Origin of the sequence: Rhodoplanes azumiensis, from assembly GCF_042682915.1 — a bacterium.
Lineage (GTDB): Bacteria > Pseudomonadota > Alphaproteobacteria > Rhizobiales > Xanthobacteraceae > Rhodoplanes > Rhodoplanes azumiensis.
Genome location: NZ_JBHUIW010000006.1, coordinates 67,696 through 91,127, shown reverse-complemented (window position 1 = coordinate 91,127; position 23,432 = coordinate 67,696). Strand labels below are relative to the sequence as shown.

Annotated in this window: 21 protein-coding genes; 10 read left to right on the top strand and 11 right to left on the bottom strand. The window is 70.8% G+C overall.

All coding sequences use genetic code 11. The features are described from left to right. Nucleotides 1–9: 9 nt before the first annotated feature. The 4 genes from ACFSOX_RS07735 to ACFSOX_RS07720 all read left to right on the top strand — a co-directional run bounded on the left by ACFSOX_RS07735 (nt 10) and on the right by ACFSOX_RS07720 (nt 2,629). A complete protein-coding gene (locus ACFSOX_RS07735) occupies nt 10–657 on the top strand; it encodes a pyroglutamyl-peptidase I (RefSeq protein ID WP_378477221.1) in 648 nt (215 codons plus the stop codon). A gap of 112 nt (nt 658–769) precedes the next feature. Then, complete coding sequence (locus tag ACFSOX_RS07730) at nt 770–970, top strand: CsbD family protein (protein WP_378477220.1); 201 nt, start codon at nt 770–772, stop codon at nt 968–970. Between the two features lie 530 nt (nt 971–1,500). After that, nucleotides 1,501–2,280, top strand: a complete 780-nt coding sequence (locus tag ACFSOX_RS07725; protein WP_378477219.1) for a DUF3750 domain-containing protein — start codon at nt 1,501–1,503, stop codon at nt 2,278–2,280. 142 nt (nt 2,281–2,422) lie between these two features. Beyond that, a complete protein-coding gene (locus ACFSOX_RS07720; RefSeq protein WP_378477218.1) occupies nt 2,423–2,629 on the top strand; it encodes a hypothetical protein in 207 nt (68 codons plus the stop codon). Here ACFSOX_RS07720 and ACFSOX_RS07715 read toward each other — a convergent pair. From ACFSOX_RS07715 to ACFSOX_RS07705, 3 genes are all read right to left on the bottom strand, one after another. Further along, complete coding sequence (locus tag ACFSOX_RS07715; protein ID WP_378477217.1) at nt 2,596–3,021, bottom strand: TIGR03809 family protein; 426 nt, start codon at nt 3,019–3,021, stop codon at nt 2,596–2,598. The two genes, ACFSOX_RS07720 and ACFSOX_RS07715, sit on opposite strands and share 34 nt — an antisense overlap. Nucleotides 3,022–3,482: 461 nt before the next feature. After that, on the bottom strand, nt 3,483–4,178 hold the full coding sequence (locus ACFSOX_RS07710) for a hypothetical protein (protein WP_378477216.1): 696 nt from the start codon (nt 4,176–4,178) through the stop codon (nt 3,483–3,485). Next, the gene (locus ACFSOX_RS07705; RefSeq protein ID WP_378477215.1) at nt 4,175–4,744 is read right to left on the bottom strand and encodes a sigma-70 family RNA polymerase sigma factor; all 570 of its coding nucleotides are present in this window, start codon (nt 4,742–4,744) and stop codon (nt 4,175–4,177) included. The genes ACFSOX_RS07710 and ACFSOX_RS07705 overlap by 4 nt, the downstream gene beginning before the upstream one ends. 419 nt (nt 4,745–5,163) lie before the next feature. Here ACFSOX_RS07705 and ACFSOX_RS07700 point away from each other — a divergent pair, with 419 nt between their 5' ends. The 4 genes from ACFSOX_RS07700 (at nt 5,164) to ACFSOX_RS07685 (ending at nt 10,163) form a co-directional block, all read left to right on the top strand. Continuing rightward, the gene (locus ACFSOX_RS07700; RefSeq protein WP_378477214.1) at nt 5,164–7,488 is read left to right on the top strand and encodes a xanthine dehydrogenase family protein molybdopterin-binding subunit; all 2,325 of its coding nucleotides are present in this window, start codon (nt 5,164–5,166) and stop codon (nt 7,486–7,488) included. 225 nt (nt 7,489–7,713) lie between these two features. Then, the gene (locus ACFSOX_RS07695) at nt 7,714–9,276 is read left to right on the top strand and encodes an acyl-CoA carboxylase subunit beta (protein WP_378477213.1); all 1,563 of its coding nucleotides are present in this window, start codon (nt 7,714–7,716) and stop codon (nt 9,274–9,276) included. Between the two features lie 61 nt (nt 9,277–9,337). Next, entirely contained in the window at nt 9,338–9,685 is a 348-nt protein-coding gene (locus ACFSOX_RS07690) for a hypothetical protein (protein WP_378477212.1), read from the top strand. A 28-nt stretch (nt 9,686–9,713) separates the two neighbouring features. Beyond that, entirely contained in the window at nt 9,714–10,163 is a 450-nt protein-coding gene (locus ACFSOX_RS07685) for a biotin/lipoyl-containing protein (RefSeq protein ID WP_378477211.1), read from the top strand. 102 nt (nt 10,164–10,265) lie between these two features. Here ACFSOX_RS07685 and ACFSOX_RS07680 read toward each other — a convergent pair whose 3' ends face one another. From ACFSOX_RS07680 to rfbC, 8 genes are all read right to left on the bottom strand, one after another. Continuing rightward, nucleotides 10,266–10,796, bottom strand: coding sequence for an NADH-quinone oxidoreductase subunit B family protein (locus ACFSOX_RS07680; RefSeq protein WP_378477210.1), 531 nt, complete (start codon nt 10,794–10,796; stop codon nt 10,266–10,268). A gap of 214 nt (nt 10,797–11,010) precedes the next feature. Beyond that, nucleotides 11,011–12,576: a hydrogenase large subunit gene (locus ACFSOX_RS07675; protein ID WP_378477209.1), complete on the bottom strand. Its 1,566-nt coding sequence runs from the start codon at nt 12,574–12,576 to the stop codon at nt 11,011–11,013. 5 nt (nt 12,577–12,581) lie between these two features. Further along, nucleotides 12,582–14,045, bottom strand: a complete 1,464-nt coding sequence (locus ACFSOX_RS07670) for a hydrogenase 4 subunit F (protein WP_378477208.1) — start codon at nt 14,043–14,045, stop codon at nt 12,582–12,584. A 268-nt stretch (nt 14,046–14,313) separates the two neighbouring features. Then, nucleotides 14,314–14,985, bottom strand: coding sequence for a hydrogenase-4 component E (locus tag ACFSOX_RS07665; RefSeq protein WP_378477207.1), 672 nt, complete (start codon nt 14,983–14,985; stop codon nt 14,314–14,316). 148 nt (nt 14,986–15,133) lie between these two features. Further along, complete coding sequence (locus ACFSOX_RS07660; protein ID WP_378477206.1) at nt 15,134–16,108, bottom strand: respiratory chain complex I subunit 1 family protein; 975 nt, start codon at nt 16,106–16,108, stop codon at nt 15,134–15,136. After that, nucleotides 16,099–18,114 carry a hydrogenase 4 subunit B gene (gene hyfB, locus ACFSOX_RS07655; RefSeq protein WP_378477205.1) on the bottom strand — a complete coding sequence of 672 codons (2,016 nt, stop codon included), beginning with the start codon at nt 18,112–18,114 and terminating at the stop codon, nt 16,099–16,101. The genes ACFSOX_RS07660 and hyfB overlap by 10 nt, the downstream gene beginning before the upstream one ends. A gap of 344 nt (nt 18,115–18,458) precedes the next feature. Further along, nucleotides 18,459–19,865, bottom strand: coding sequence for a L,D-transpeptidase (locus ACFSOX_RS07650; RefSeq protein ID WP_378477204.1), 1,407 nt, complete (start codon nt 19,863–19,865; stop codon nt 18,459–18,461). A 376-nt stretch (nt 19,866–20,241) separates the two neighbouring features. Next, on the bottom strand, nt 20,242–20,859 hold the full coding sequence (gene rfbC / locus ACFSOX_RS07645; RefSeq protein WP_378477293.1) for a dTDP-4-dehydrorhamnose 3,5-epimerase: 618 nt from the start codon (nt 20,857–20,859) through the stop codon (nt 20,242–20,244). 301 nt (nt 20,860–21,160) lie between these two features. On the opposite strand from rfbC, the gene ACFSOX_RS07640 reads away from it, so the two are divergent. Further along, complete coding sequence (locus ACFSOX_RS07640) at nt 21,161–22,009, top strand: DUF2189 domain-containing protein (RefSeq protein ID WP_378477203.1); 849 nt, start codon at nt 21,161–21,163, stop codon at nt 22,007–22,009. 81 nt (nt 22,010–22,090) lie between these two features. After that, a complete protein-coding gene (locus ACFSOX_RS07635) occupies nt 22,091–23,308 on the top strand; it encodes a hydantoinase/carbamoylase family amidase (RefSeq protein WP_378477202.1) in 1,218 nt (405 codons plus the stop codon). The last annotated feature ends 124 nt before the right edge of the window (nt 23,309–23,432 follow it).

The following is a 23,432-nucleotide window of genomic DNA, read 5'->3' as shown; positions in this document are numbered from 1 at the left end:
TTGCGCCGTATGACCACCCTGCTGATCACCGGCTTCGGGCGCTTTCCCGGGGCGGCGTCGAACCCGACCGCGGCGATCGTGCGCGACCTGATCAGGCGCCGCCGGCCGGCGCTCGCCGCGCATCGTCTCGTCGGCCACGTGTTCGAGACGCGGTGGGACGCGGTCGATCGCGACCTGCCGATGCTGCTCGCGCGTGAGACGCCCGAGGTCGTGGTGCTGCTCGGCGTCGCGACGCGGGCCGATCGGGTGCGAATCGAGATGGTGGCGCGCAATCGCAGGACCATCCTGGTTCCGGATGCCGGCGGCGTCCGCAGCGACGAGATCAGGATCGCGCCGGGCGCGCCGTTCTTTCGGCCCGGACGGTTTCCGGTCGCCCACCTCGCCGCGGCGCTGCGGCAGGGCGGCCTAGCACCGCTCTCGTCACGCCACGCCGGCGGCTATCTGTGCAACTACGCCTATTGGCGCGCCCTGGAGGCCGCGCAGATGTCGGGCGGACCACGGCTCGTCGTGTTCGTGCACGTGCCACCGCTGCACCGGCTGCGCGACCGAAACCGGTCCGCGTCACGGCGCCGGCTCGGTCGTGGTCCGATCGCTGCGCAGGATCGCCTCGTGGCCGCACTCCAGCACCTTCTCGTCGCCGCCGTCGCGGCCCGGTAGGTCGCGCCACCTCCCGATCAAGAGCCGCGGGGGCCGGCGTTTCGCCGCACCGGCCGGCGGAACCGCGGTCTGTCGGCGCCGTTCCCCAGGCATCAGCGAACGGAGGCATCGCATGAACTGGGATCGCATCGAAGGCAACTGGAAGCAGGTGAAGGGCACGGTCAAGGAGAAGTGGGGCAAGCTCACCGACGACGATCTCACGACCATCGACGGCAAGCGTGAGCAGCTCGAGGGCAAGCTCCAGGATCGCTACGGCTACACCCGCGACCAGGTGAAGAAGGACGTCGACGATTGGCTGCGCAGCAGCTCGTGATCGGCCGGCCGGCCGCATCGTGATCAGCTCCCCGCAGGGTGCCGATCACGACGGCCGGCCGCGTTCGCCCTCTCGGGGCGATCGCGGCACGGTGTCATGCGCGGGCTCGACCCGCGCATCCATCGCCTTCGTCAGACCTGTCAGCCGCGCCCGCGGTGGTCGTCGTCCGCGCAGGCGGACGAATCCCTGGCCCCCGGAGGTCGTCGTTCAGTCGAACTGCCGCGGCGTACCGGGTGCTCGGCCTTCGCGGCGCGCGACGAAGGAGAGCGGCTTCGGATCGTATTTCAGCGTCTATCGTGGATCGCGTGCTCGAACCGGCAAACGCGAACACCGAGTTCGAAGAACGCCCGGGGCGTTTGACGAACGCCCGGGGGCCCGCACCCGGACGTTCGTCGCCGGCCCTGGCATGCCGGCGGGTGGCGCACCATGTATGATGCCGCGCCATGACGGAGCCGCCCGCCCTTTCCTCCCCGGCACCGCTGCCGTCCGAAGCCCTGCCGAAACGGCCTCGGTCGCGTCGCCGCCGCATCGTGATCCTCGCCCTTCTCGCCGTCTTCCTGCTGCCGCTCGCCGTGCGCGCGACGCTCCACGCCGCCGGCGCCGCGCCGAAGAGCTGGCGTGACGCCGACTGGTCGAGCATCGGCAGCCTGCCGCCCGCGGCCGAGCACCCGGACGCGCGCGTTCTGGTGCTGAGCGGGCAGACCGGCGGCTGGAAGGGCGTCGTCGCCGTGCACAGCTGGATCGTCGTCAAGGAGCGTGGCGCGCGGAGCTGGTCGCGCTTCGACGTGGTCGGCTGGGGCAATCCGGTGCGGCTGAACGGCTGGGCTCCGGACGGCCGTTGGTACGGCAATCCACCGCTCGTCGTCGCCGACGTGTCGGGGGATGCCGCGCAGGCGCTGATCCCCCGCATCCGCGAGGCCGTCCGCACCTATCGATGGGCCGATGCGGGCGACTACCGGGTGTGGCCGGGGCCGAACAGCAACACGTTCGTGGCCAGCGTTCTGCGTGCCGTCCCCGAACTGGGCGTCGCCCTGCCGGCGAACGCGATCGGCCGTGATTTCCGGCCCGGCCCCTATGTCGGATCGAGCGACAGCCGCACCGGCATCGAGGCGAGCGCCTTCGGGGTGATCGGGGTGAAGGCCGGCTGGGTCGAAGGCGTCGAGGTCAATCTGCTCGGCCTCGTCGCCGGCCTCGATCTGCGGCACCCGGCCCTCAAGCTGCCCGGCTGGGGCCGCATCGGCCTCGATCCGGCACCCGCCGCCGTGGCCGCCGGCGGCGGGGACGGCGTGCCGCGCGCGGCCGCGAACTAAGTAATCGCACCAAGACGCGCCGGGCGGCCCCGACACGCGATAGTGCCTCCCGTCCGAACCGCCACGATCATCGCTGCCCCGTGTCTTCCGCTCCCGATCCGCGTTCGACGACGAAGCCGACATCTCCGGCGCGGGGCACGGCATGAAGATCGTCATGGCCCGCTGCCCCTATCGGGGCCAGCCCGTCTCGACCCGAATCGAGATCGAGGACGCCACCTTCGCGGCCCTGCCCGACACGCTGATCCTGTCACGCTGCCCGCTGTGCGGGCTCGAGCATGTCTGGTGGAAGGCCGAAACGTGGCTCGAGGAGGCCGGTCACGACAAGCCGGCGAGCACCGCGGAGGATTGATCGGCACCGCTCGGCGCCTGGCTCACCACCGCCGCAGGTATCGCTTCGACCGTGGCGGCGATCTCCTCGAAGGGACGATCGGGGGTCGCAGCCGTCGACGCCATGCGGATTTCCGGGGCGGGCTCTCGTGGCGGCGCAGGCGCGGTCTCCAGCTCGGGTGCAGGGGCCGCGGCGGCCGCACCGGGCTCGTCCCAGAGCGCGATGGCGGCGGTCCAGAACTCGACCTCGCGGATCGCCTCGCGGGTGCGCGCCAGGAACTCCTGCTCGTCGAAGTAACGGCGCCATCGGCCCGACTTGTAGAGGTCGACCAGATGAGCGCGGCGCCGCTCGGCCAGATCGAGGCCCTTGCGGCTGGTCGCGGCCGAGAAGGCACGCGGAATCGTCGTGGGCATGAGAGTCGCCCGTTCTCTGTGAGATCCCGAGGGTGGAACTCGCGTACAGAAAGGCGACCGAATCAGCGACGCGCCGCAGTGACGACTTTATGGCGATGCCTCGGTCACCCACCATCGTATTTTTCACGATAATGCGACAAGCCTGCAACAGCGTGCAAATCTGCAACAGTCGCGCACGACGACCGGGCATCGCGGACAATTTTCGACCCGAGATGATCAGCTCGTCATGCGCCGCACATCTCAGGCCGCAGTGCAGCATCGGAAGCGCGCATCGATCGACCGGAAGCCTCCGGGTAAAGAGACGAGGACCGGTGTGCGGTTGCGACCTGATCGGTTCGGCCGCATCGCATGCGGGCGCTCGCCGATCCCGCCCGAGCTGACGGCGAGATCGCCACCGCGATGTCGTCACCGCGATGTCGTCACCGGGACGTGGTCATCGCGACCAGATCACCGGGACGGGATCACTGGGACTTGGCGACGAAGCCGACCACCGCGGTCTCGGCCTGCAGGGTGGCGATGACGCGGCCGAGCTCGGCGTCGTCGAGCGCCTGGTCGGAGAGGCGGACCTTGAACAGGCCGCCGGGTTTCGGGCCGTCGACGATCGCGATCCGGCCCGCCTCCATGACGCGGGTGATGTCGGCGGCGCTCGCCTGCGGCTGGAAGCGGATCAGCGCGAACGTTCCGGTCGCCTCGGCGGCCGGGCCTGCGGAGCCCTCGTAGGAGGCCATCTCGAGCTTGCCGCCCTCCTGCGGAGCGAGGCTGAGCCCGGCGATGACGCTCGCCTGCACGACGATGACGAGCGCGGCGGCGGCCCCGGCCCAGGCGAGGGCCGACGGCGACAGCGCGCCGAGGACACCGGTCAGTCGGCCGAGAAACCCGGCGGCCCGCGTCCGGCGGGCGGGCCCCTCCTCCGCCGCGATCGCGGCGAGCACGCGGTCCATGGCGCGCGCCGAGGGCGCCCCGAGACTCTCGTTGAGGTGAACGGTCTCGGCCATCTCCTCGCAGACCAGCTCGAAGCGCTGCGCCAGCTCGGGGTCGCGGGCGAGCGCCTGCTCGACCGCCTCGGCCTCCTCGCGCGAGAGCGTGCCGGCGGCGTGCCACGGCAGCATCTCCTCGAGCGCGGCGCGGTCGAGACCTCGTTCGTCCGTCGTCATCATGGCCAACCTCGCTCGACCCCGGCCGCCTTCAGCAGCTCACCCAGCTTCTTGCGCGCATAGAACATGCGAGTCTTCACGGTGTTCTCCGGGATGCCGACGATGCCGGCCACGTCCTCCACCGACTTCTCGTGGTAGTAGACGAGGTCGATGATCTCCCGGTGCTCCGGACTCAGCGACTGGAGGCACTTCCGCAACACCGCACCCTTGTCCTTCTTCTGCACCGCGACCTCGGGATCGTCGGACGGATCCTCGATCGCCGATGCCGCCTCGTCGTCGAGCTCCTCGTCGCTCTTGCGCCGGATCGCCGACAACGCCTTGAACCGCGCGATCGCGAGGAGCCACGTCGAGACGGCACTGCGGCCTTCGAACCGGCCGGCCTGCCGCCATACGTCGAGGAACACCTCGCTGATCAAGTCCTCCGCCACCGACTGGTGACCGACGATCCGCAGAACGAACCGATAGACCCGCACGTGATGACGGGAGAACAGCACCTGCATGGCGAGCCGGTCGCCGTCGGCGATCCGAGCGATCAGGTCGTCGTCCGAAGTCTTTGAATCGGCTTTCAACGGTCGGCTCGTGAGGGTAGTCGCGCGGAAAATGGCACGGGTTCAAACTCGTCGGGCATGGATCGAGGCCGTCGCGTCGATCGGGACCGGGTGCGGCAGATGTGCAACACTCGGGCCTCGCTGGCTAGGCGAAATCGGCGCCATCTCAGCGTGGTGCATCCCATCCATCGGTCGGTTCGATCCCCGCTGAACCCGGACGCCCCGAGCCTGCACCGGGGCGCCGCCGGCGGCCTGCCCGGACGGTGTCCCATCATGGCCGAAGGGCCGGCATGCCCGTGTCACAAGCCTAGCATGCCGGGCGCGATCCGCGGATGACGCGCCGCGGCGGCTTGCAGCCGCTCGAAGCCTCGGCATAACAGACATTTATAAACGACCGTCGGGGCACCTGTGGCGCCCGGGATGACCATGTGGGGGGAGCGATGGGCGAGTTCGGGATCGGCCAGCCGGTGCGGCGGGAGGAGGATCCCTACCTGCTGCGCGGGCAGGGCCGCTATGTCGGCGACGTGGCACTGCCGGGCGAGCTGCGCGCCGTGGTGGTCCGCTCCCCGCACGCCCATGCCGACATTCTCGGGATCGACGCCGAGGCGGCCCGGAGCATGCCGGGGGTCGTATTGGTCCTGACCGGGCGCGACGCCGCGGCGGCGGCGCTCGGCACCCAGCGCCCCCACACCCGGCGAACCCGACGAGACGGGTCGCCGGCCTTCGTGACGCCGCAGCCGATGCTGGCGACCGATCGGGTCCGCCATGTCGGCGAGGCGGTGGCGCTCGTCGTCGCCGAGACCCTGAACCAGGCCAAGGACGCCGCCGAGGCGGTCGCGGTCGCGTACACCCCTCGCCCCGCGGTGCCGACGCTGGCCGATGCCATCGCGCCCGGCGCGCTCGCCGTCCACGACGGTTGCCCGGACAACGAGGCCTTCTTTCATGCGCTGGGGGACGCCGCCGCGACCGCGCGGGCGATCGCCGGCGCTGCCCGTGTGGTGACACGGCGGCTGACGATCAGCCGGGTGCTGGCCAATCCGATGGAGCCGCGCGGCTGCCTCGCCGAGCCGGATCCGCGCGGCGGCCGCCTGACGCTCCGCTGCACCACCCAGGCGCCCCACACGCTGCGCCGGATTCTCGCCGGCGAGATCCTGCACATGCCCGAGGCCCGCCTCCGCGTGATCTCGGAGAATGTCGGCGGCGGCTTCGGGGCGCGCGGCCAAGTCGCCCCCGAATACGCCCTCGCCTGCCTGGCGGCGAAGCTGACCGGCCGCCCGGTGCGCTGGACGGCCGACCGCAGCGAGACGTTCCTGTCCGACGAGCATCACCGCGACAATATCACGGACGCCGAGATCGCCCTCGACGCCGACGGGCGCGTCCTGGCGCTGAGGGTGAAGACCTACGCCAATCTCGGCGCCTATTACGGCGCCGACCGAACCGCCGGCCCGCCGCTCAACAATCTCGGCGTGCTCGCCGGCACCTACGTGATCCCGGCGATCCGAGTCGAGGTGACGGGCGTGCTGTCGAACACGATGATCACCGGGCCGTATCGCGGCGCCGGCCGGCCCGAGGCCGCCTATGTGATCGAGACCATGATGGACGCGGCCGCCCGCGAGCTCGGCCTCGACCCGGTGGAGCTCCGCCGTCGCAACACGATTCCCGCCGATGCGATGCCCTACAAGACCGCGCTGGTCTACACCTACGACTGCGGCGACTTCGGCAAGAACATCTCGGATGCGCTGGCGCTGGCGAATGCGGATGGTTTCCCGCACCGATTGGCGGAGTCCCGGGCGCGCGGAAAGCTGCGCGGGATCGGCGTGTCGAGCACGGTGGAGGCGTCGAACGGCGGGCTGATCGAGCACGCCGACATCCGCTTCGATCCCGGCGGCTCCGTCACGGTGTCGGTCGGCACCCACGACCACGGCCAGGGCCACCAGACGACGTTCCGCCAGATCGTCGCCGACCGGCTCGGCCTGCCGGCCGACCAGATCGAGTTCCGGTACGGCGACACGGCCGAGGTCGACATCGGCACCGGCACGTTCGGCTCGCGCTCGACCGTCACGGCCGGCAGCGCCATCGTGGCCGCCGCCGACAAGATCGTCGCCAAGGCGCGGCTGATTGCCGCCGGGCTCCTGGAGGCCGATCCGGCCGACATCGCCTTCGCCGACGGCCGCTTCACGGTGGCCGGCACCGACCGCGGCCTCGGCCTCGCCGAGGTGGCGCGCGCCTCGTTCGCGCCGGCGAGGCTGCCGAAGGGCGTCGATCCCGGATTGTTCGAGTCCCACACCTCGGACGGCGGGGTGCGGACCTATCCGAACGGCTGTCACGTCGCCGAGGTGGAGATCGACCGCGACACCGGCGTCGTCACGCTCGTCCGCTATGCCGCCGTCGACGACGTCGGGCGGATGATCAACCCGCTGCTCGTCGAGGGCCAGATCCACGGCGGCATCGCGCAGGGGGCCGGCCAGGCGCTGATGGAGGCGATCGTCTACGACCCGAGCGGCCAGCTCGTCACCGGCGCGTTCACCGACTACGCGATGCCGCGCGCCTCCGACTTCCCGCCGATCCTGCTGGGTGAGAACGAGGTGCCGACCGCCACCAACCCGCTCGGCGTCAAGGGCGCCGGCGAATCCGGAACGGTCGGTTCACTGTCGGCGATCGCCAGCGCGGTCGCCGACGCGCTCCTGCGCATCGGAGCAGATCCGGTCACGATGCCGGCGACCCCCGAAAAAGTCTGGAGAGCCATCCGTGCCGCTGCGTCATAGCGGCTCCCCGTCACAATCCACTCCGGATCAGTGCTTATTGAATTATCTTGGTTTTTGGCTCTGATGTGAGGTGCCGTGACGGCCGGAGGGAATCGACGAGGCCACGGCCTTATGTTGTAGTCGCTCCGGACGCGGTCGCGGGGTGATGTGAGCGAAGGCCGCGTGCGATCCTGGACGGACGACACGGCGTCTTCCAACAGGCATCGGTGACGAAGGGGGCGGGCAATGGCGCTCGACGAGGAACTACGGTCGACTCTCGCGAAGCGGCGCGGGAAGATCATGGCCGCCGGCGGCGCCAAGAAGACCGACGAGCGCCACGCCAAGGGGCTGATGACGGCGCGCGAGCGGCTCGCCGGACTGCTCCAGGACGGCACCTTCCAGGAGTACGGCGCCCACGCCAAGCACGCCTGCACGGCGTTCGGCATGAGCGAGGTCGAGATCCCGGCCGACGGCGTCGTGGTCGGCACCGGCTACGTGGCCGGCCGCCAGATCGCCGCCTTCAGCCAGGACTTCACGGTCGTCGGCGGCACGCTCGGCAAGATGCACGGCCAGAAGATCGTGTGGGCCATGGACTACGCCGAGAAGAACGGCGTGCCGCTGGTCGGCTTCAAGGATTCGGGCGGGGCCCGCATCCAGGAGGGGATCGACGCGCTCTCCGGCTACGGCGAGGTGTTCTACCGCAACGTGGTGCTCTCCGGCGTGGTGCCGCAGATCGCCATCATCGCCGGCCCCTGCGCCGGCGGCGCCTCCTACTCGCCCGCGCTGATGGACTTCATCATCATGACGCGGCAGAACGCCCAGATGTTCATCACCGGCCCGCAGGTGATCAAGTCGGTGTCGGGCCGCGACGTGAGCATGGACGACGTCGGCGGCGCCGAGATGCACGCCGCGGTGAGCGGCAACGTCCACCTGCTCGCCGACGACGACGCGCATGCGATCGAGCTGACCCGCAAGCTCCTGTCGTTCTTCCCGAGCAACAACACCGAGGATCCGCCGCACGACCCTACGCCGGAGCTCGATCTCGAGCCGGACCGCGGCATGGACGCGCTGGTGCGATCCGACGCCTCCGACCCGATGGACATGCACGCCATCGTGCGGCGCGTTCTCGACGACGGCGACCTGTTCGAGATCCACGCGCAGTTCGCCAAGAACCTGATCGTCGGCTTCGGCCGCGTGCAGGGCATCATCGTCGGCGTGCTCGCCAACAACTCGATGGAGAAGGCCGGCTGCCTCGACATCGACTCCTCCGACAAGGGCGCGCGCTTCATCCGCTTCTGCAACGCCTTCAACATCCCGATCGTGACCTTCGTCGACGTGCCCGGCTTCCTGCCCGGCATCGACCAGGAGCGCGGCGGCATCATCCGGCACGGCGCCAAGATGCTGTTCGCCTATTCCAGCGCCACCGTGCCGAAGATCACCATCGTGACCCGCAAGGCCTATGGCGGCTCCTATCTCGCGATGTGCAGCCAGGAGATGGGCGCCGACGTGGTGTACGCCTGGCCGACCGCGCAGATCGCCGTGATGGGCGGCGAAGGCGCCGTCAACATCCTGTACAGCAAGGAACTGAAGGCGATCGAGGACGCCGGCGCCAAGACGAAGAAGCGCAAGGAGTTCGTCGAGCTCTACAGGAACGAGTTCGCCTCGCCCTACCTCGCCGCCTCCAAGGGCTACATCACCGACATCATCGAGCCGGAGATGACCCGGGCCACGGTCTCGCTGTCGCTGCGTAAGCTCCTGACCAAGCGCGAGCTGCGGCCGGCCAAGAAGCACGGGCTCATTCCGCTGTGACGCAACTTCCAGGCAACGACGCACGGACCGCCATGACGCTCAGCAACGGAGTCCATCGACCATGACTCAGGAGATGGGAGGCCTCCTCCTCCAGCTCTACGGCTCCTTCCTGGTGAGCGCCGTGGTCGCCGCCCTGACGGCGATCGTCACGGTGAGGATCATGACGCGCCGCCAGCCGGCCGCGACGACCGCTGCGGTTCCCGCCGCCGCGCCGGCGCACGCCGCCCCGGTGCTCGGCCCCGGCGTCGGAGCCGACGACCTCGCCGTGATCGCCGCGATCGCGGCGGCGGCCTTCGGCAGCCATCGTATCGTCTATATCGGCGAAGCACGGCCCGGCTCCGGCTGGATCTCGCAGGCGCGCACGCGCCACCATGCCTCGCACTCGCCTTACAAGCCCAACAACCACTGACATCGCGCCGTTCGGGACGAGACCAATCATGATGAGACACCTGCGGATCACTGTCGACGGCCGGGTTTTCGACGTCGTCGTCGAGGACGTCACCGAGTCCGGCGCCTACACGCCCGCTCCGATTCCGGCGCCCGTCGCCTACGCTCCGGTCGCCGCGCCGCGGCCCGCGCCCGCCCCGGTCGCGCCGCCCCCGGCCCCGGCTCCGGCGCCCGCCGCCGCACCTGCGGCGCCCGCCGCCAAGGAGGGGGCCGGCCCGTCGGGCGGTGCCGACGACCGCCTCGCCCCGCTCGCCGGCGTGGTGCTCGAGGTCAGCGTCAAGATCGGCGACAAGGTCGACGTCGACGATCAGGTCGTGGTGCTCGAGGCGATGAAGATGAAGACCGTGATCGGCGCCCACAAGGCCGGCACCATCACGGGCATCCACGTCAAGGACGGCGACGCGGTCGACGCCGACCAGCCGCTGGTGACGATCTCCTGATCACCTGCTCGTGCCGGCGACGACGGCACGCATCTTTGCGGATGCAAGAACGGCCGGGCTCGCGCTCGGCCGTTCTCCGTTCGGGACGCCGGTGCGAGCGGCTCAGCGCGGGGCGCGGCCGCTCACCTTGTCGACCAGCGCGATCAGGCCCTGCAGGAGATCGATCGGGCGCGGCGGACAGCCGCGCAGCGTGAGATCGACCGGCACGACCTTGTCGACCGCGCCGACCACCGCGTAGCTTTCGCCGAACACGCCGCAGCCCGCCGCGCAATCGCCGACCGCGACGACGAACTTCGGCGCCGGCGTCGCCGCGACGGTGCGCTCCAGCGCGACCGTCATGTTGCGGGCGACCGGACCCGTCACCATCAACACGTCGGCATGGCGCGGCGAGGCGACGAACTTCAGGCCGAAGCGCTCGCAGTCGTAGACGGCGTTGTTGAGCGCGTGGATCTCGAGCTCGCAGCCGTTGCACGAGCCGGCGTCGACCTCGCGGATCGACAGCGAGCGGCCGTAGACGCGGCGCACCCGGCTCTCCAGCGCGCGCCCCACCTCGTCGAGCGCCGCCGCCGAGGCATCGGGCGCCGGCAGCGTCACGGGCCGCGCGAACAGCGATTTCAGGATCAGGGTGCGCATGGGGGCCTCGTGCCTGCCGTGAGGTGCCCCGGCCTTCCGGCCCCGTCATGGCCGGGCTCGGCTCGGCCATCCACGATCGAGCTCGGAGCACGTAGGGTGGGCAAAGCGAAGCGTGCCCACCACCGGCCGCACGAGACGGTCCGCACACCGACCGCGTGGGCACGGCGCTGCGCGCCTTTGCCCACCCTACGGCTCCCGACGGACGACCCGGTGCTCACAGATCCGCTCCCGAATACGAGCAGTTGAACGACTTGTTGCACAGCGGGAAGTCGGCGACGATGTTGTTCTCGATCGCCGCCTCGAGCAACGGCCACTGGAACCACGAGGCGTCGCGGACGTGGCCGCGCGCGACGATTCGGCCCGGCAGCAAGCGCAGCCACACCAGGAGATCGCCGCGGAACGCCTCGGTGACGGCGATGCCCTCGCACGCCTCGGTCGCGTCCGGCAGGGCTGCGAAGACCGGGCCGGCCGGCAGTGCGCGCAAAAGCTCGCGGATCAGCTTCATCGATGCGGCGACCTCGCGGGTGCGCACCTGGATGCGGGCGTCGACGTCGCCGGCGGTGAGCACCGGTACCTCGAAGACGCGGCCCGCATAGGGCGCGTAGGCGAGATCGCGCCGCGCGTCGAAGTCGCGCGCGGAAGCGCGACCGACCGGGCCGCCGGCGGCGAAGCGGCGCGCGAGGTCCGCCGAAAGATGCCCGGTGCCGCAGGTGCGATCCTGGATCGACGGCGTGTCCTCGTAGAGTCGCACGATCTCCTCGAAGGCCGGCGTGATCGCGTCGAGCGTCTCGACGATCAGCTTCGCCCCTTCGGCCGTTATGTTCGTCGTGACGCCGCCCGGCACGATCATGTCCATCATCAGCCGGTGCGCAAACACGGCGGCCGACGCCGCGAGGATCTTCTCACGAAAGATGCCGCAGTGGGCCAGCACGATCGCGAAGGCGGCGTCGTTGCAGATCGCGCCGATGTCACCGAAGTGATTGGCGAGCCGCTCGAGCTCCGCCATCACGCCGCGCACCACGACGGCGCGCGGCGGCGGCGCGACGCCGAGCGCCGCCTCGACGGCGCGGGCGAAGGCGAAGCTCGAAGCGACCGTCGAGTCGCCGGAGACGCGCGCCACCACCTTGGCGGCGCGGTCGAGCGGCGCGTCGATCAGCAGCCCGTCGATGCCCTTGTGGACGTAGCCGAGCCGCTCCTCCAGCCGCACCACGGTCTCGCCGTTCGCCGTGAAGCGGAAATGGCCGGGCTCGATGATGCCGGCATGCACGGGGCCGACAGGAATCTGATGCAGGCCCTCCCCGGTCACGGGAAGGACGGGGTAGTCCGCGGGGTCGCGCGGCACCGCAGGCCCGGCCGCGCCGAGCGGCGCCGACGCCGTCCAGGCGCCGTGGTCGAGCCACGGCCGAAGGTCGGGCGCATCGACCGGCTCGTAGCCGAACAGATCGCGGATCGCCCGCTCGGGCCGGATCGCCGGCGCGTGGCGGATACCGACCGACGGAAACCGGCCGTCGATCACAGGCGTCGAGACGACGCAGGGATCCTCGCCGACCCGGCGCAGCGCGAGATGCACGGCCCCGGTCTCGGCCCACAGGCCGAGAAGGTCGCGCTCGCCTTCGCCGAGGAGCTTGGCGATCGCCTCGAACACGGTGGCATCGACCCGATAGCGTGGCCACGGGCGCTGCGGCCCGGCGACGTCGGCGTCGGCGAGCAGCGCCGTGATGCGGTCCCCGCCCTTCGCCGTGTCGGCTTTCGCGGTCTCGGATTTGGTGGGGTCGGCCATCGCGGTCACCCGAGCAGCGCGGCGACGCCGCGGAACCAGCGCACCAGCGCCTCCGGCAACCACAGGCCGGCGATCAATGCGAGCAGGAGATGGACGAACAGCGGCACGTAGGAGGCCTTCACGGGCTCCGATCGTCCACGTGGCTCTCCGAACACGACCTGTTGCATCCGCATCAACAATGCACCGAGAGCCAGCACCAGGCCGGCGATCAGCACGACGGTGAGGATCGGCTGGCGCGAGAAGGCCGTGGAGACGAGCAGGAACTCGCTCATGAACACGCCGAAGGGCGGCAGCCCGACGATCGCGACGACGCCGAGCGCGAAGCCGACCGCCAGTACCGGATGCGTCGACGACAACCCGCCGATGTCGGCGAGCCGCTGCGTCCCCTTGGCCTGGGCGACATGGCCGACGGCGAAGAAGATCGCGGACTTGACCAGCGAGTGCATGGTCATGTGCAAGAGCCCGGCGAAGTTGGCGAGCGGCCCGCCGATGCCGAACGCGAAGGTGGCGATGCCCATGTGCTCGATCGAGGAGTAGGCGAACAGCCGCTTGATGTCGCGCCGCCGGTACAGCATGAAGCCGGCGAAGACGAGGCTGACCAGCCCGAGCGTCGTCAGGATGGCGCCGACGTCGATGGTCGCCGGGTTGCCGGCCAGCACCATCTTGAAGCGCAGCAGCGCGTAGAGCGCGACGTTGAGGAGCAGGCCCGACAGCACGGCCGAGATCGGCGTCGGACCTTCCGCGTGGGCGTCCGGCAGCCAGGCGTGGAACGGCGCGAGCCCGACCTTGGTGCCGTAGCCGACCAGGAGGAACACGAAGGCGAGGGACAGCAGCTTCGGATCGAGGAGGGCGGCGTTGCGGACGATCTCGTCCCACGCCATCGCCGGCACGCCGCTGCCGATCACGCTCGACGACACCATGTAGATCAGGATCGTGCCGAAGAAGGCGAGCCCGATGCCGACGCTGCCGAGGATGAAGTACTTCCACGCCGCCTCGATCGCCTCGGCGGTGCGATAGATGCCGACCATCATGACGGTCGCGAGGGTCGCGACCTCGAGACCCACCCACATCAGCCCGATGTTGTTGGAGAGGAGCGCGAGGTTCATGGCGCCCATCATGGCCTGGTACATGGCGTGATAGAAGCGCAGGAACGCCGGCGTCAGCTTGCCGGTCTCCAGCTCGTGGCCGATGTAGCTCGCGCTGTAGATGCTGGTGGTGAAGCCGACGAAGGCGGTGAGCACCACGAGGAAGATGTTGAAGTCGTCGACGATCAGGAAGTCGCCGCGCGCGTGCGGCATGGCGAGCAGCATCAGCGCGGCGGCGAGCGTGAGGCCGGAGGCGAGCACGTTGAGGCCGGCGCTCGTCCGGTAGCCGGAGATCACGGCGAGCACCGGCACGGCGAGCGTCGGCACCACCAGCACGAGCGTCGACGGCGACACGGGCAGCGCGGCGACGAGCTCGGCGATCATCGGCCGTTCCTCTGGTCGCCGATCGAGCCCGGAGCTCGGGGCTCACCCCCCTCCCTGTCCCTCCCCCACAAGGGGGGAGGGAACGCCAGAGCCGACACGCTGTGAAGCCAATACGCGGGATCGATTCTGATCCGGCGGTTCGACGGCTCGCCGCAGCCTGCTCCCTCCCCCCTTGTGGGGGAGGGACAGGGAGGGGGGTAGCCCCACGTAGGAGCGTCCCCGCGAGGCCCGTCTCGATCCAACCATTCCCTGTTCCGCGACGCCCCCATCACAGATGCTCCCGTCGCTCGCCGCGGAAGCGTTCGAGCACGTTGACGTCGACGGTGTCGAACCGCTCGCGCATGCGGAAGACGAAGACGCCGAACACGATGAAGGCGATCAGCACCGAGAAGGCGACCGACACCTCGACGACCAGCGGCATGCCCTTGGCGCCGGTGGCGGCGAGGATCAGGCCGTTCTCCAGCGACATGAAGCCGACCACCTGGGTGACGGCGTTGCGCCGCGTGATCATCAGGAGGAGCCCGAGCAGCACGACGGCGAGCGCGAAGGCGAAGTCCTCGCGGGCGACCGGATCGGCGGTCTCGACGACGGGCTGCACCAGGAGGATCGACAACGCGACCAGGCCGAGCCCGGCCAGCATGGTCGGCCCGCCCGAGACGACGCGCTCGACCTCGCGGTGAACGTCGAGCTTGCGGACGATCCGGTGCAGCGCCATCGGGATGATCACGCCCTTGGCGACGAGCGCGATGGCGGCCGTGGCGAGCAGATGCGGTGCGCCCTGGACGATCGACTGCCAGCCGACCGACAGCGACAGCACCACGGCCTGCAGGGCGAACACGTTGATCACCGCGGTGATGCGGTCCTGATAAAGAAGCATCAGGCTGAGCACCAGCACGCCGGCGGCGAACAGATGCGCGATGTCGAACCACAGCGCGCTCATGCCGAGATGTCCTTCGACGCCCGCTGCTCCGTCATGGCCGGGCTCGTCCCGGCCATCCACGTCTTGCGGGCTGCGCGGAGCGAAAGGGCGTGGATGCCCTGGACAAGCCCGGGCATGACGACTCCGGATGTCGGGCTGCACCGTTTCATCAGAACCCCCGCGACACGAAGCGCAGGAACACGGCGAGCGCCGCGGCCGCGAAGGCGCTGCCGAGGAACGCCGGATAGCGGAACACCCGCATCTTGGCGACCGTCGTCTCGGCGATCGGCAGCAGCACCGCGAAGGCGACGATCTTGCCGAGCCAGGTGACGAGGCCGAGCGCCATCCCGGCGAGCGACTTGTCGGCCGTCGCCATGCCGAACGGCGCGAACAGGCAGGCGACCAGCGAGAAGTAGAGCACCAGCTTGAGCTGGGCCGCCGCCTCGATCATGGCGAGATGACGCCCGGAATATTCGAGGATCATCGCCTCGTGCACCATGGTGAGCTCGAGATGGGTCGCCGGGTTGTCGACCGGAATGCGGGCGTTCTCGGCGATGCCGACGATGACGAGCGCGAGCAGCGCGAGGCCGAGCGAGACCCGCACGCCGACCTCGCCGGTGGCGAACAGCGCCGCGATGGCGGAGAGCTGGGTGGTGCCGGCGATCAGCGCGACCGCGAAGGCGATCAGCAGCATGGCCGGCTCGGCCAGCGAGGCGATCATCATCTCGCGCGAGGCGCCGAGCCCGCCGAAGGCGGTGCCGACGTCCATGCCGGCGAGCGCCAGGGCGAAACGCGCCGTGCCGAGCAGCGCGACGACGGCGATCAGGTCGGCCGACCAGGAGAACAGGAGCCCGGTTGCGTAGGTCGGCACCAGGCCGGCCGCCACCCAGGTCGCCGCGAAGATCACGTAAGGGGCGCGGCGATAGACCCACGAGGCGTTGTCGGCGACCACGGCCTCCTTGTGGAACAGCTTCCACAGGTCGAGATAGGGCTGCACGAGCGGCGGCCCGCGCCGACGGAGAAGACGCGCCCGCACCGTTCGGGTGATGCCCATGATCAGCGGAGCGATCGCCACCACGATGGTGATCTGCAGGAGCTGCAGCGCGAGGGCGAGGGCGAGCCCCGGATCCATGGTCAGCGCCATATCGCCACCACCAGCATGAGGACGATCAGGGCGGCGAAGACCAGCGCCAGGTAGCGGCGGATGGTGAGAAACTGCAGCCGGTTGAGCCGCACGGCGGTGCGCAGCACGCCGCGCGCCAGCGGCCCGTAGAGGAAACGCCAGGCCGGATCGCGCACCCGCAGGCGGAAGCGCGCGGCGCGCCGCTCGCCGGGCCGCGGCATGTCGACGGTCTCGACGACGCCGAACGCCACGGTGCCGAACACCCGGCGGATCGGCTGGGCGAAGCTCGAGCCGGTGTACTGGGTGACGGGGGAATCGAGCGGGTAGCCGCAGTCCCAGATGGCGCCGCGGCGGGTCTGGCGCGAGGCGAGCCGGTGGACCAGCACGGCCGTCGTGGTGCCCGACGCGATCAGGAAGAAGAAGATGATCAGCCCGTTGTAGGAGCTGCGGCTGTCGGCGACCGGCACCAGCGACAGCCACGGCAGGCCGGCCTGCGGCGGCAACGACACGAAGGCGAGCTCGCGGGCGACGGGAGCGAGCGCATCGACCACGAAGCCGGGCAGCGTGCCGGCCAGGATGCACAGCCAGGCCAGCATCAGCATCGCGGTGAGCATGAAGCCGTCGACCTCGCGCGCCTGCGCGGCGGCCGGCGAGCGCGGCCGGCTCAGGAACACCACGCCGAACGCCTTGACGAAGCAGGCCCCGGCGAGCGCCGCGGCGAGCGCCAGCAGGGCGCCGACCGCCGGCACGGCGAACTTCAGGCCCCATTGCGGGAGCTGCGGGCTCAGCAGGATCGCCTGGAAGGTCAGCCACTCGGAGACGAAGCCGTTGAGCGGCGGCAGCGCCGCGATCGACATGCAGCCGATCAGGAACACCACCGCGGTCTGCGGCATGCGATGGATCAGGCCGCCGAGCTTCTCCATGTCGCGCTCGCCCGTCGCGGTCAGCACGGCGCCGGCACCGAAGAACAGCAGGCTCTTGAAGATCGAATGGTTGAACACATGGAACAGCGCCGCCGTGAGGGCGAGCGCCGCCGCCCCGCCCTGCCCGTTCGCCCGGAAGGCGAGCGCGAGGCCGAGCCCGATGAACACGATGCCGATGTTCTCCACCGTCGAGTAGGCGAGCAGGCGCTTGAGGTCGCGCTGCATCACCGCGTAGAGCACGCCGAGCGCCGCCGTGGCGCCGCCCGCCACGACGACCACGAGCCCGGCCCAGGACGAGTAGTCGCCGACCACGTCGAAGACGATGCGCACGAAGCCGTAGACGCCGACCTTGGTCATCACCCCGCTGAGCAGCGCCGAGACTTGGCTGGGCGCCGCCGGGTGGGCGAGCGGCAGCCACACGTGCAGCGGCACCAGGCCGGCCTTGGAGCCCGCCCCGATAATGGCGAGCACGGTCGCCATCGCGGCGACACTCCCGCCGACCGTCGCGCCGCGCATGCCGGCGAAGGTGAAGTCGCCGGCACCGGCCGTGGCGAGCAGGCCGAAGGCGACCAGCAGGCACAGCGTGCCGAAGCTCGCCATCGCGAGATAGACGAAGCCGGCGCGGATGTTGGCCGGCTCGCGGTGGTTCGAGACGACCAGGGTCCACGAGGCGAGCGACATGAACTCCCAGGAGAGCAGGAACGAGAAGGCGTCGGCGGCGAGCAGCACCAGGTTCATGCCGGCCAGGAAGGGTCCGAAGAACGGCAGCACCCGCATCGGCGCGGGCTCGTGGCGGCCGTAGCCCACCGCGTAGAGGCTCGCGGCCGCGGCGCCGAGATTCACGACCAGCATGAAGAAGGCGGAAAGCGCGTCGAGCCGGAAATGCGCGCCGACGCCGGGCAGGCCGATCGGCAGCACCACGCTGCTCGGCCCGGCGCCGCCGAGAAGCGTCGTCAGCGCCACCAGCACGGCGGCGAGCGCCACCGCGAGGCCGAGGCCGTAGACGAGCGGGGTCGCGACCGCGCGCTGTCCCAGCACCGTGGCGACGCCACCGATCCCGAGAAAACCCGCGATGCACCAAAGACCGAGTCCGACCTCCGGCATGCCCCACCCCGTGCACCGATCCGGCGAGCGGGCCGCGGAACGGCAGAAGCGCCGCGCGGCACCGCGGGCGGCGACGGGCGCCGCGAGCGCCGGACCCGGACGCCGCGAATCGACGTCCTGGCGGCACCACGACGCGCACCGCCACTCCTGAAAGCCGGTCCGGCAGGATCGGAAAACGAGTCCTTAACGCACGGAGATGGTCGTTTCCAGGACTATCTCGGCGACCCGGCCCCGCGCCGGCCAGGTGCGCCTTGGCGCCGCGCCAAATCAAAACGGCCGGCGGCGCAGAGCCCCGGCCGTTCGAACGTCGATCATGTGTCGCGGCGCCCGGCCGGCGGCCGCTCTCAGCGGGTCAGCACGATGAAGTCGGTGCCGCGGCCGGTCTGGGGGCCGAGGCCCTTGTCCGACACGACCAGCGACGCGCCGGCCGACATCAACGGGGCGAGCATCTCGACGGCCTCGGGCGGCAGGGTGACGCGGTCGAGCGCCTCCTGGGCCGAGGCCGACGGCCCGGTTGCGATCGGCGCGGCGGGCTGCACCTTGCCGCCCTTCCGGGTCGCCGCCGTCGCCTCGGCGCGGAGCTCCGGCGGCAGCGTCATCGCGGTCCACCGCAGGGTCCGGCCGTCCTCGGCGAAGCCGGTCGCCGTGAAGACGTGGGTGCCGAGCAGCTTGTCCGGATCGGCGATCTGGATCGGGGTGTCGTAGATCGGCTCGAAGCCCTTGCGGACGAAGAGCTTGCCTTCCTTCTTGCTGATGAAGATGGCGACCGGGCCGGGCTTCAGGGGCCGCGGCGGTGGCCCCTGCTCGGCGACCGGCATGGCCGGAACGATCCCGTCGGCCGGCTCGGCCGTGACCGGAGCCTCCGTCGTCGGAGCGCTGGTCGGCGTGGCCGTGAGGGGGGCCGGCTGAACCGGCGCCGTCTCGTTCGCCGGGGCGGCCGTCACCGGGGCGGCCGGCGTCGCCTCGGTCGGCACCGGCACGGCGGCCGGAACAGCCGCCGCGGCCGGAACCACCGCCGCGGCCGGAGCGCCCGCACTCGGCGCGTCGGTGGCCGTCGCCTCGGGGGCGGATGCGGTCTTGCCGGCGGCACGCGACAGGTCGGAGACCGGGGTCGCCGGATCGGGCTTCTTCTTCAGGAGCGCGAGCTGGGCGTGCGAGAACTCCACCGGCACGACGGCCGAGCGGGCGACGACCACGCGGGTGCCGAGCTTGGTCATGCCCCAAAGCTGCGACGCGAACGAGTTGGGCAGCCGGATGCAGCCGTGCGACGCCGGATAGCCGGGCAGCACACCGGTGTGCATGGCGGTGCCGGACCAGGTCAGCCGCTGCATGTAGGGCATCGGCGCGCCGGCATAGAGGTTCGAGTAGTGGTGGCGATTCTTTTGGATGACGCTGAACACGCCGGTGAGCGTCGGGTGCGCCTTGGTGCCGGACGAGATCGGCGCTTCGGCGATCTGGCCGACGCCGTCGTAGACGCGCACGCGCTGCTCGCCGATCGACACCGAGACGACCAGCGGCCCGCGCGGCTGGCGCACCGCGGCGGTGTCCTTGGTCGGCTCCTCGGTCTTGGTGCGCTTGGCCTTGCGGGCCGGCCGCGGCTGCGCCGGCACGACGTAACCGCCGGGCGCCGCCCGCATCCCGGGCTGACCGTAATAGTAATAATAGGAGGCGTCGGCCGTACCGACGGACAGGACGGTCAGCGCCGCGCCGAGCGCGATCGCAGAGAGACCGTAGAGCCCCGACGATCCCACCGTGATCGTCCGCGGGCACGCACGCTGCACTTCATCACACGTCGTGTCGGTCACGAGAGCCCCCCGTGTTGCTCGGCGCGTCGCAGCTCGATCGCGCCGTGGTAGTAGAACGCCAACTCCCCAACAAGGTTCCGGCGTCCTTATCGATTATTCTCGCCAGCAATTCTTAAAAGACATGGCTTTGGCGCCACACCCGCAGGTGCGGCGGCCCGCGACGTCGGCGGGTTTCGATGGTGAGAGTTAGCCTGCCGCTAGACGGTTCGATCGAATCCGACCTTTTCCGGCGACGTCCCGTTTCGAGGGGCATTCTCCGGCACCGGGGCGAATCACATCGTCTGATCGGGACGCCACGGGCACGGACCGGCCCGCTGCGCGGTCAGGGGACGACGAGCTCCGGGCGCAGCGGCACGCCGTCGTAGGCGAACGGGCTCTCGAAGCCGGCGAGCCCCCCATACGTCGTATCCTTGTCGGACAGGCTGGCCTCGCCCGGCGCGACCGGCCACGGAATCGCGAGCGCCGGATCGTCGAAGGCGAGGCCGCCCTCGCAGGCCGGGGCGTAGACGTCGGTCACCTTGTAGACGACGTCGCAGTCGTCCTCGAGCGTGCAGAAGCCGTGCGCGTAGCCGACCGGCACCCAGAGCTGCTCGCCGCCCGCCGCGGTCAGCTCCACGGCGACGAACCGCCCATAGGTCGGCGAGCCGCGGCGGATGTCGACGGCGACGTCGAGGATGCGCCCGCGCACCGCCCGCACGAGCTTGCCCTGAGCGTGCGGCGGGGCCTGGAAATGCAGGCCCCGGATGGTTCCGCGCCGCGCCGACCAGGACTGATTGTCCTGGACGAAGACGACGTCGAGCCCCTGCCCGGCGAGGCGCGCCGCGTTCCAGGTCTCGCAGAACCAGCCGCGTCGATCGGCGAAGCGGCGCGGCACGATCAGGCGCGGATGCGAAGGCGGAGGGAAGGCGGGCGCAGGATCGGCGGCCGGAGCGGCGGGCATGGTCATGACGAACAGCAACCAGGGGCACGGCTCCATCGCCGCGGCCGGACCCTAGGCGATCGGCCGCCGGGCCGCAAACCGCACCACCATCCCCCGCACTGCCGATCCCGGCACCGGCGCCCCCGTCCCGCCCCACCGTAACGCCCCCGACGGCGAAGGCCTGTCGTGCCGCCCCGCGGCCCCGCCGCACGCCGCCCTCTCGCGATGGTGATCGCGTGCGTCGCCGCAGCCCCTTGCCACCCCTGGGTGTCTCCGCAACTCTTCCGATCCGAGGAAACGTCAGCGTGCCAAGGGGGTCGCCATGAGCCACCAGGACGCCGCCCACACCACCGGCCTGTCCACCACTCCGCCCGAAACCCGCGCGGCCGAGGTCGCGCCGGTCGTCCGCCGCGCCGATCCGCAGGTCCGCGCCGTCACGGTGCGCGACATCGCCGAGGCCGTGATCCTCGGCCTGCGGGACTTCCAGGCGGCGCCGCTCTACGGCCTCGCCTTCGGGGCGTTCTACGCGGCCGGCGGCCTCGCGATCGTCGCCTGCGCGTTCTGGGCCGGTGTCGGCTATCTCGCCTACCCGCTCGCCGCCGGCTTCGCCCTGCTCGGCCCGTTCGTCGCGGTCGGCCTCTACGAGGTCAGCCGCCGCCGCGAGGCCGGCGTGCCGCTCTCCTGGTCGGGCGTGCTCGGCACCATCTTCGAGCAGCGCCACCGCGAGCTCGGCTGGATGGCGTTCGTGACGCTGTTCGTCTTCGTCGTCTGGATGTACCAGGTCCGCCTGCTGCTCGCCCTCATGCTCGGTCTGCGCAGCTTCTCGACCATGCAGGAGTTCCTCACCGTGGTGACGACCACGCCGGAGGGCTGGCTGTTCCTGCTGATCGGGCACGTCGTCGGGGCGGCGCTGTCGCTGATCCTGTTCTCGCTCACCGTGGTGTCGTTCCCGCTGCTGCTCGACCGCGACGTCGACTTCGTCACCGCGATGATCACCAGCGTGCGCGCCGTGGTGACGAGCCCGGTGCCGATGATCGGCTGGGCAGCGACGATCGTGCTGCTTCTCGTCGTCGCCGCGCTTCCGGGCTTCCTCGGGCTCGTGATCGTGCTACCAGTGCTGGGTCACGCGACCTGGCATCTCTATCGGCGCATCGTCGTGCCGAAGGCCTGAGCCCGGCTCGCATTTCCGTCCCGTGCTTCGCCCGCCGCGACCCCGGTCGCGGCGGTGCATCGCGTTTTCCGGAGCCCTCCGATGATCGCCATTCGCGGCGACCGCCTGCTCGACGACCTGCGCGCCCTCGCCCGCTTCGGCGGCCTCACTCCCGGGGTCGATCGGATCGCCTTCTCCGAGGCGGATCTTTCGGCGCGGCGCTGGCTGGTCGACAGGCTGGGGGCGGCCGGGCTCGACGCCGGGCTCGACCGGGTCGGCAACGTGCTGGGCCGCGACCCGGCGGCCGGCAAGGCGATCCTGATCGGCTCGCACACCGACACGGTGCCGCGCGGCGGCTGGCTCGACGGCGCCATGGGCGTCGTCTACGGCCTGGAGATCGCCCGCGCGTTTCGCGAGAGCGGCGCGTCCGGACCAGTCGGCATCGACGTCGCCTCGTTCCAGGACGAGGAAGGCACCTACCTGCCCTTCCTGGGCAGCCGCTCCTTCTGCGGGACGCTGCGCGACGGCGAGATCGAAGCCGCCCGCGCCGAGGACGGCGCGACGCTGACGGCGGCGCTCACGCCGCTCGCCGATGCGCCGGCGCCGTTCCGGCTCGACCCGGCCCGCCACGTCGCCTTCCTGGAGGCGCACATCGAGCAGGGGCCGCGGCTGGAAGCGTCGGGCCGGAAGATCGGCGTCGTCACCGGCATCACCGGCATCCGCCGCTTCCGGGTGACCGCGACGGGCGCGGCGAACCATGCCGGAACGACGCCGATGGCGATGCGGCGCGACGCCGGCGCCGCGCTGGTGCGGATCGCCGCCTGGATCGGCGAGGCGTTCCCGGGCTTTGCCGCGACCGAGACGGTATGGACCATCGGCGCCATGGCGTTCCGCCCCGGCGCCGCCAACGTGGTGCCGGGCGAGGCCGAGATGGCGGTCGAGATCCGCGACCTCGACGTGGCGCTGCTCGACCGGATGGAGCAGGCGCTCGCCGAGCGTGTCGCGGCGGAGAACCGCGGCGGCGTCGCGGTCGCCATGGTGCGCCCGACCGTGGTCGCTCCGACCCCGATGAACGCCGGGATCGTCGCCGCCCTGTCGGCCGCGGCCGAGGCGCACGGCCATGCGCCGATGCTGCTGCCGAGCGGCGCCGGGCACGACGCCATGGAGCTCGGTCGCGTGCTGCCGGCCGGCATGCTGTTCGTGCCGAGCATCGGCGGCATCAGCCATCATGTGTCCGAGAACACGACAGACGACGACATCGTGCTCGGTTGCCACGTGCTCGCTGATGCGATTTTCCGCATGATGCAAAAGATGAACTGATACGCGCGCCTGCTCGACCGCGCCGCGCGCCGTGTCATAACTGCGATCTATATTTCATCATTACGAATACATGAGCCGGTGGCAGGGGCCACCGTCGCGACGCGCCGGATCTGATCAGGCCGCA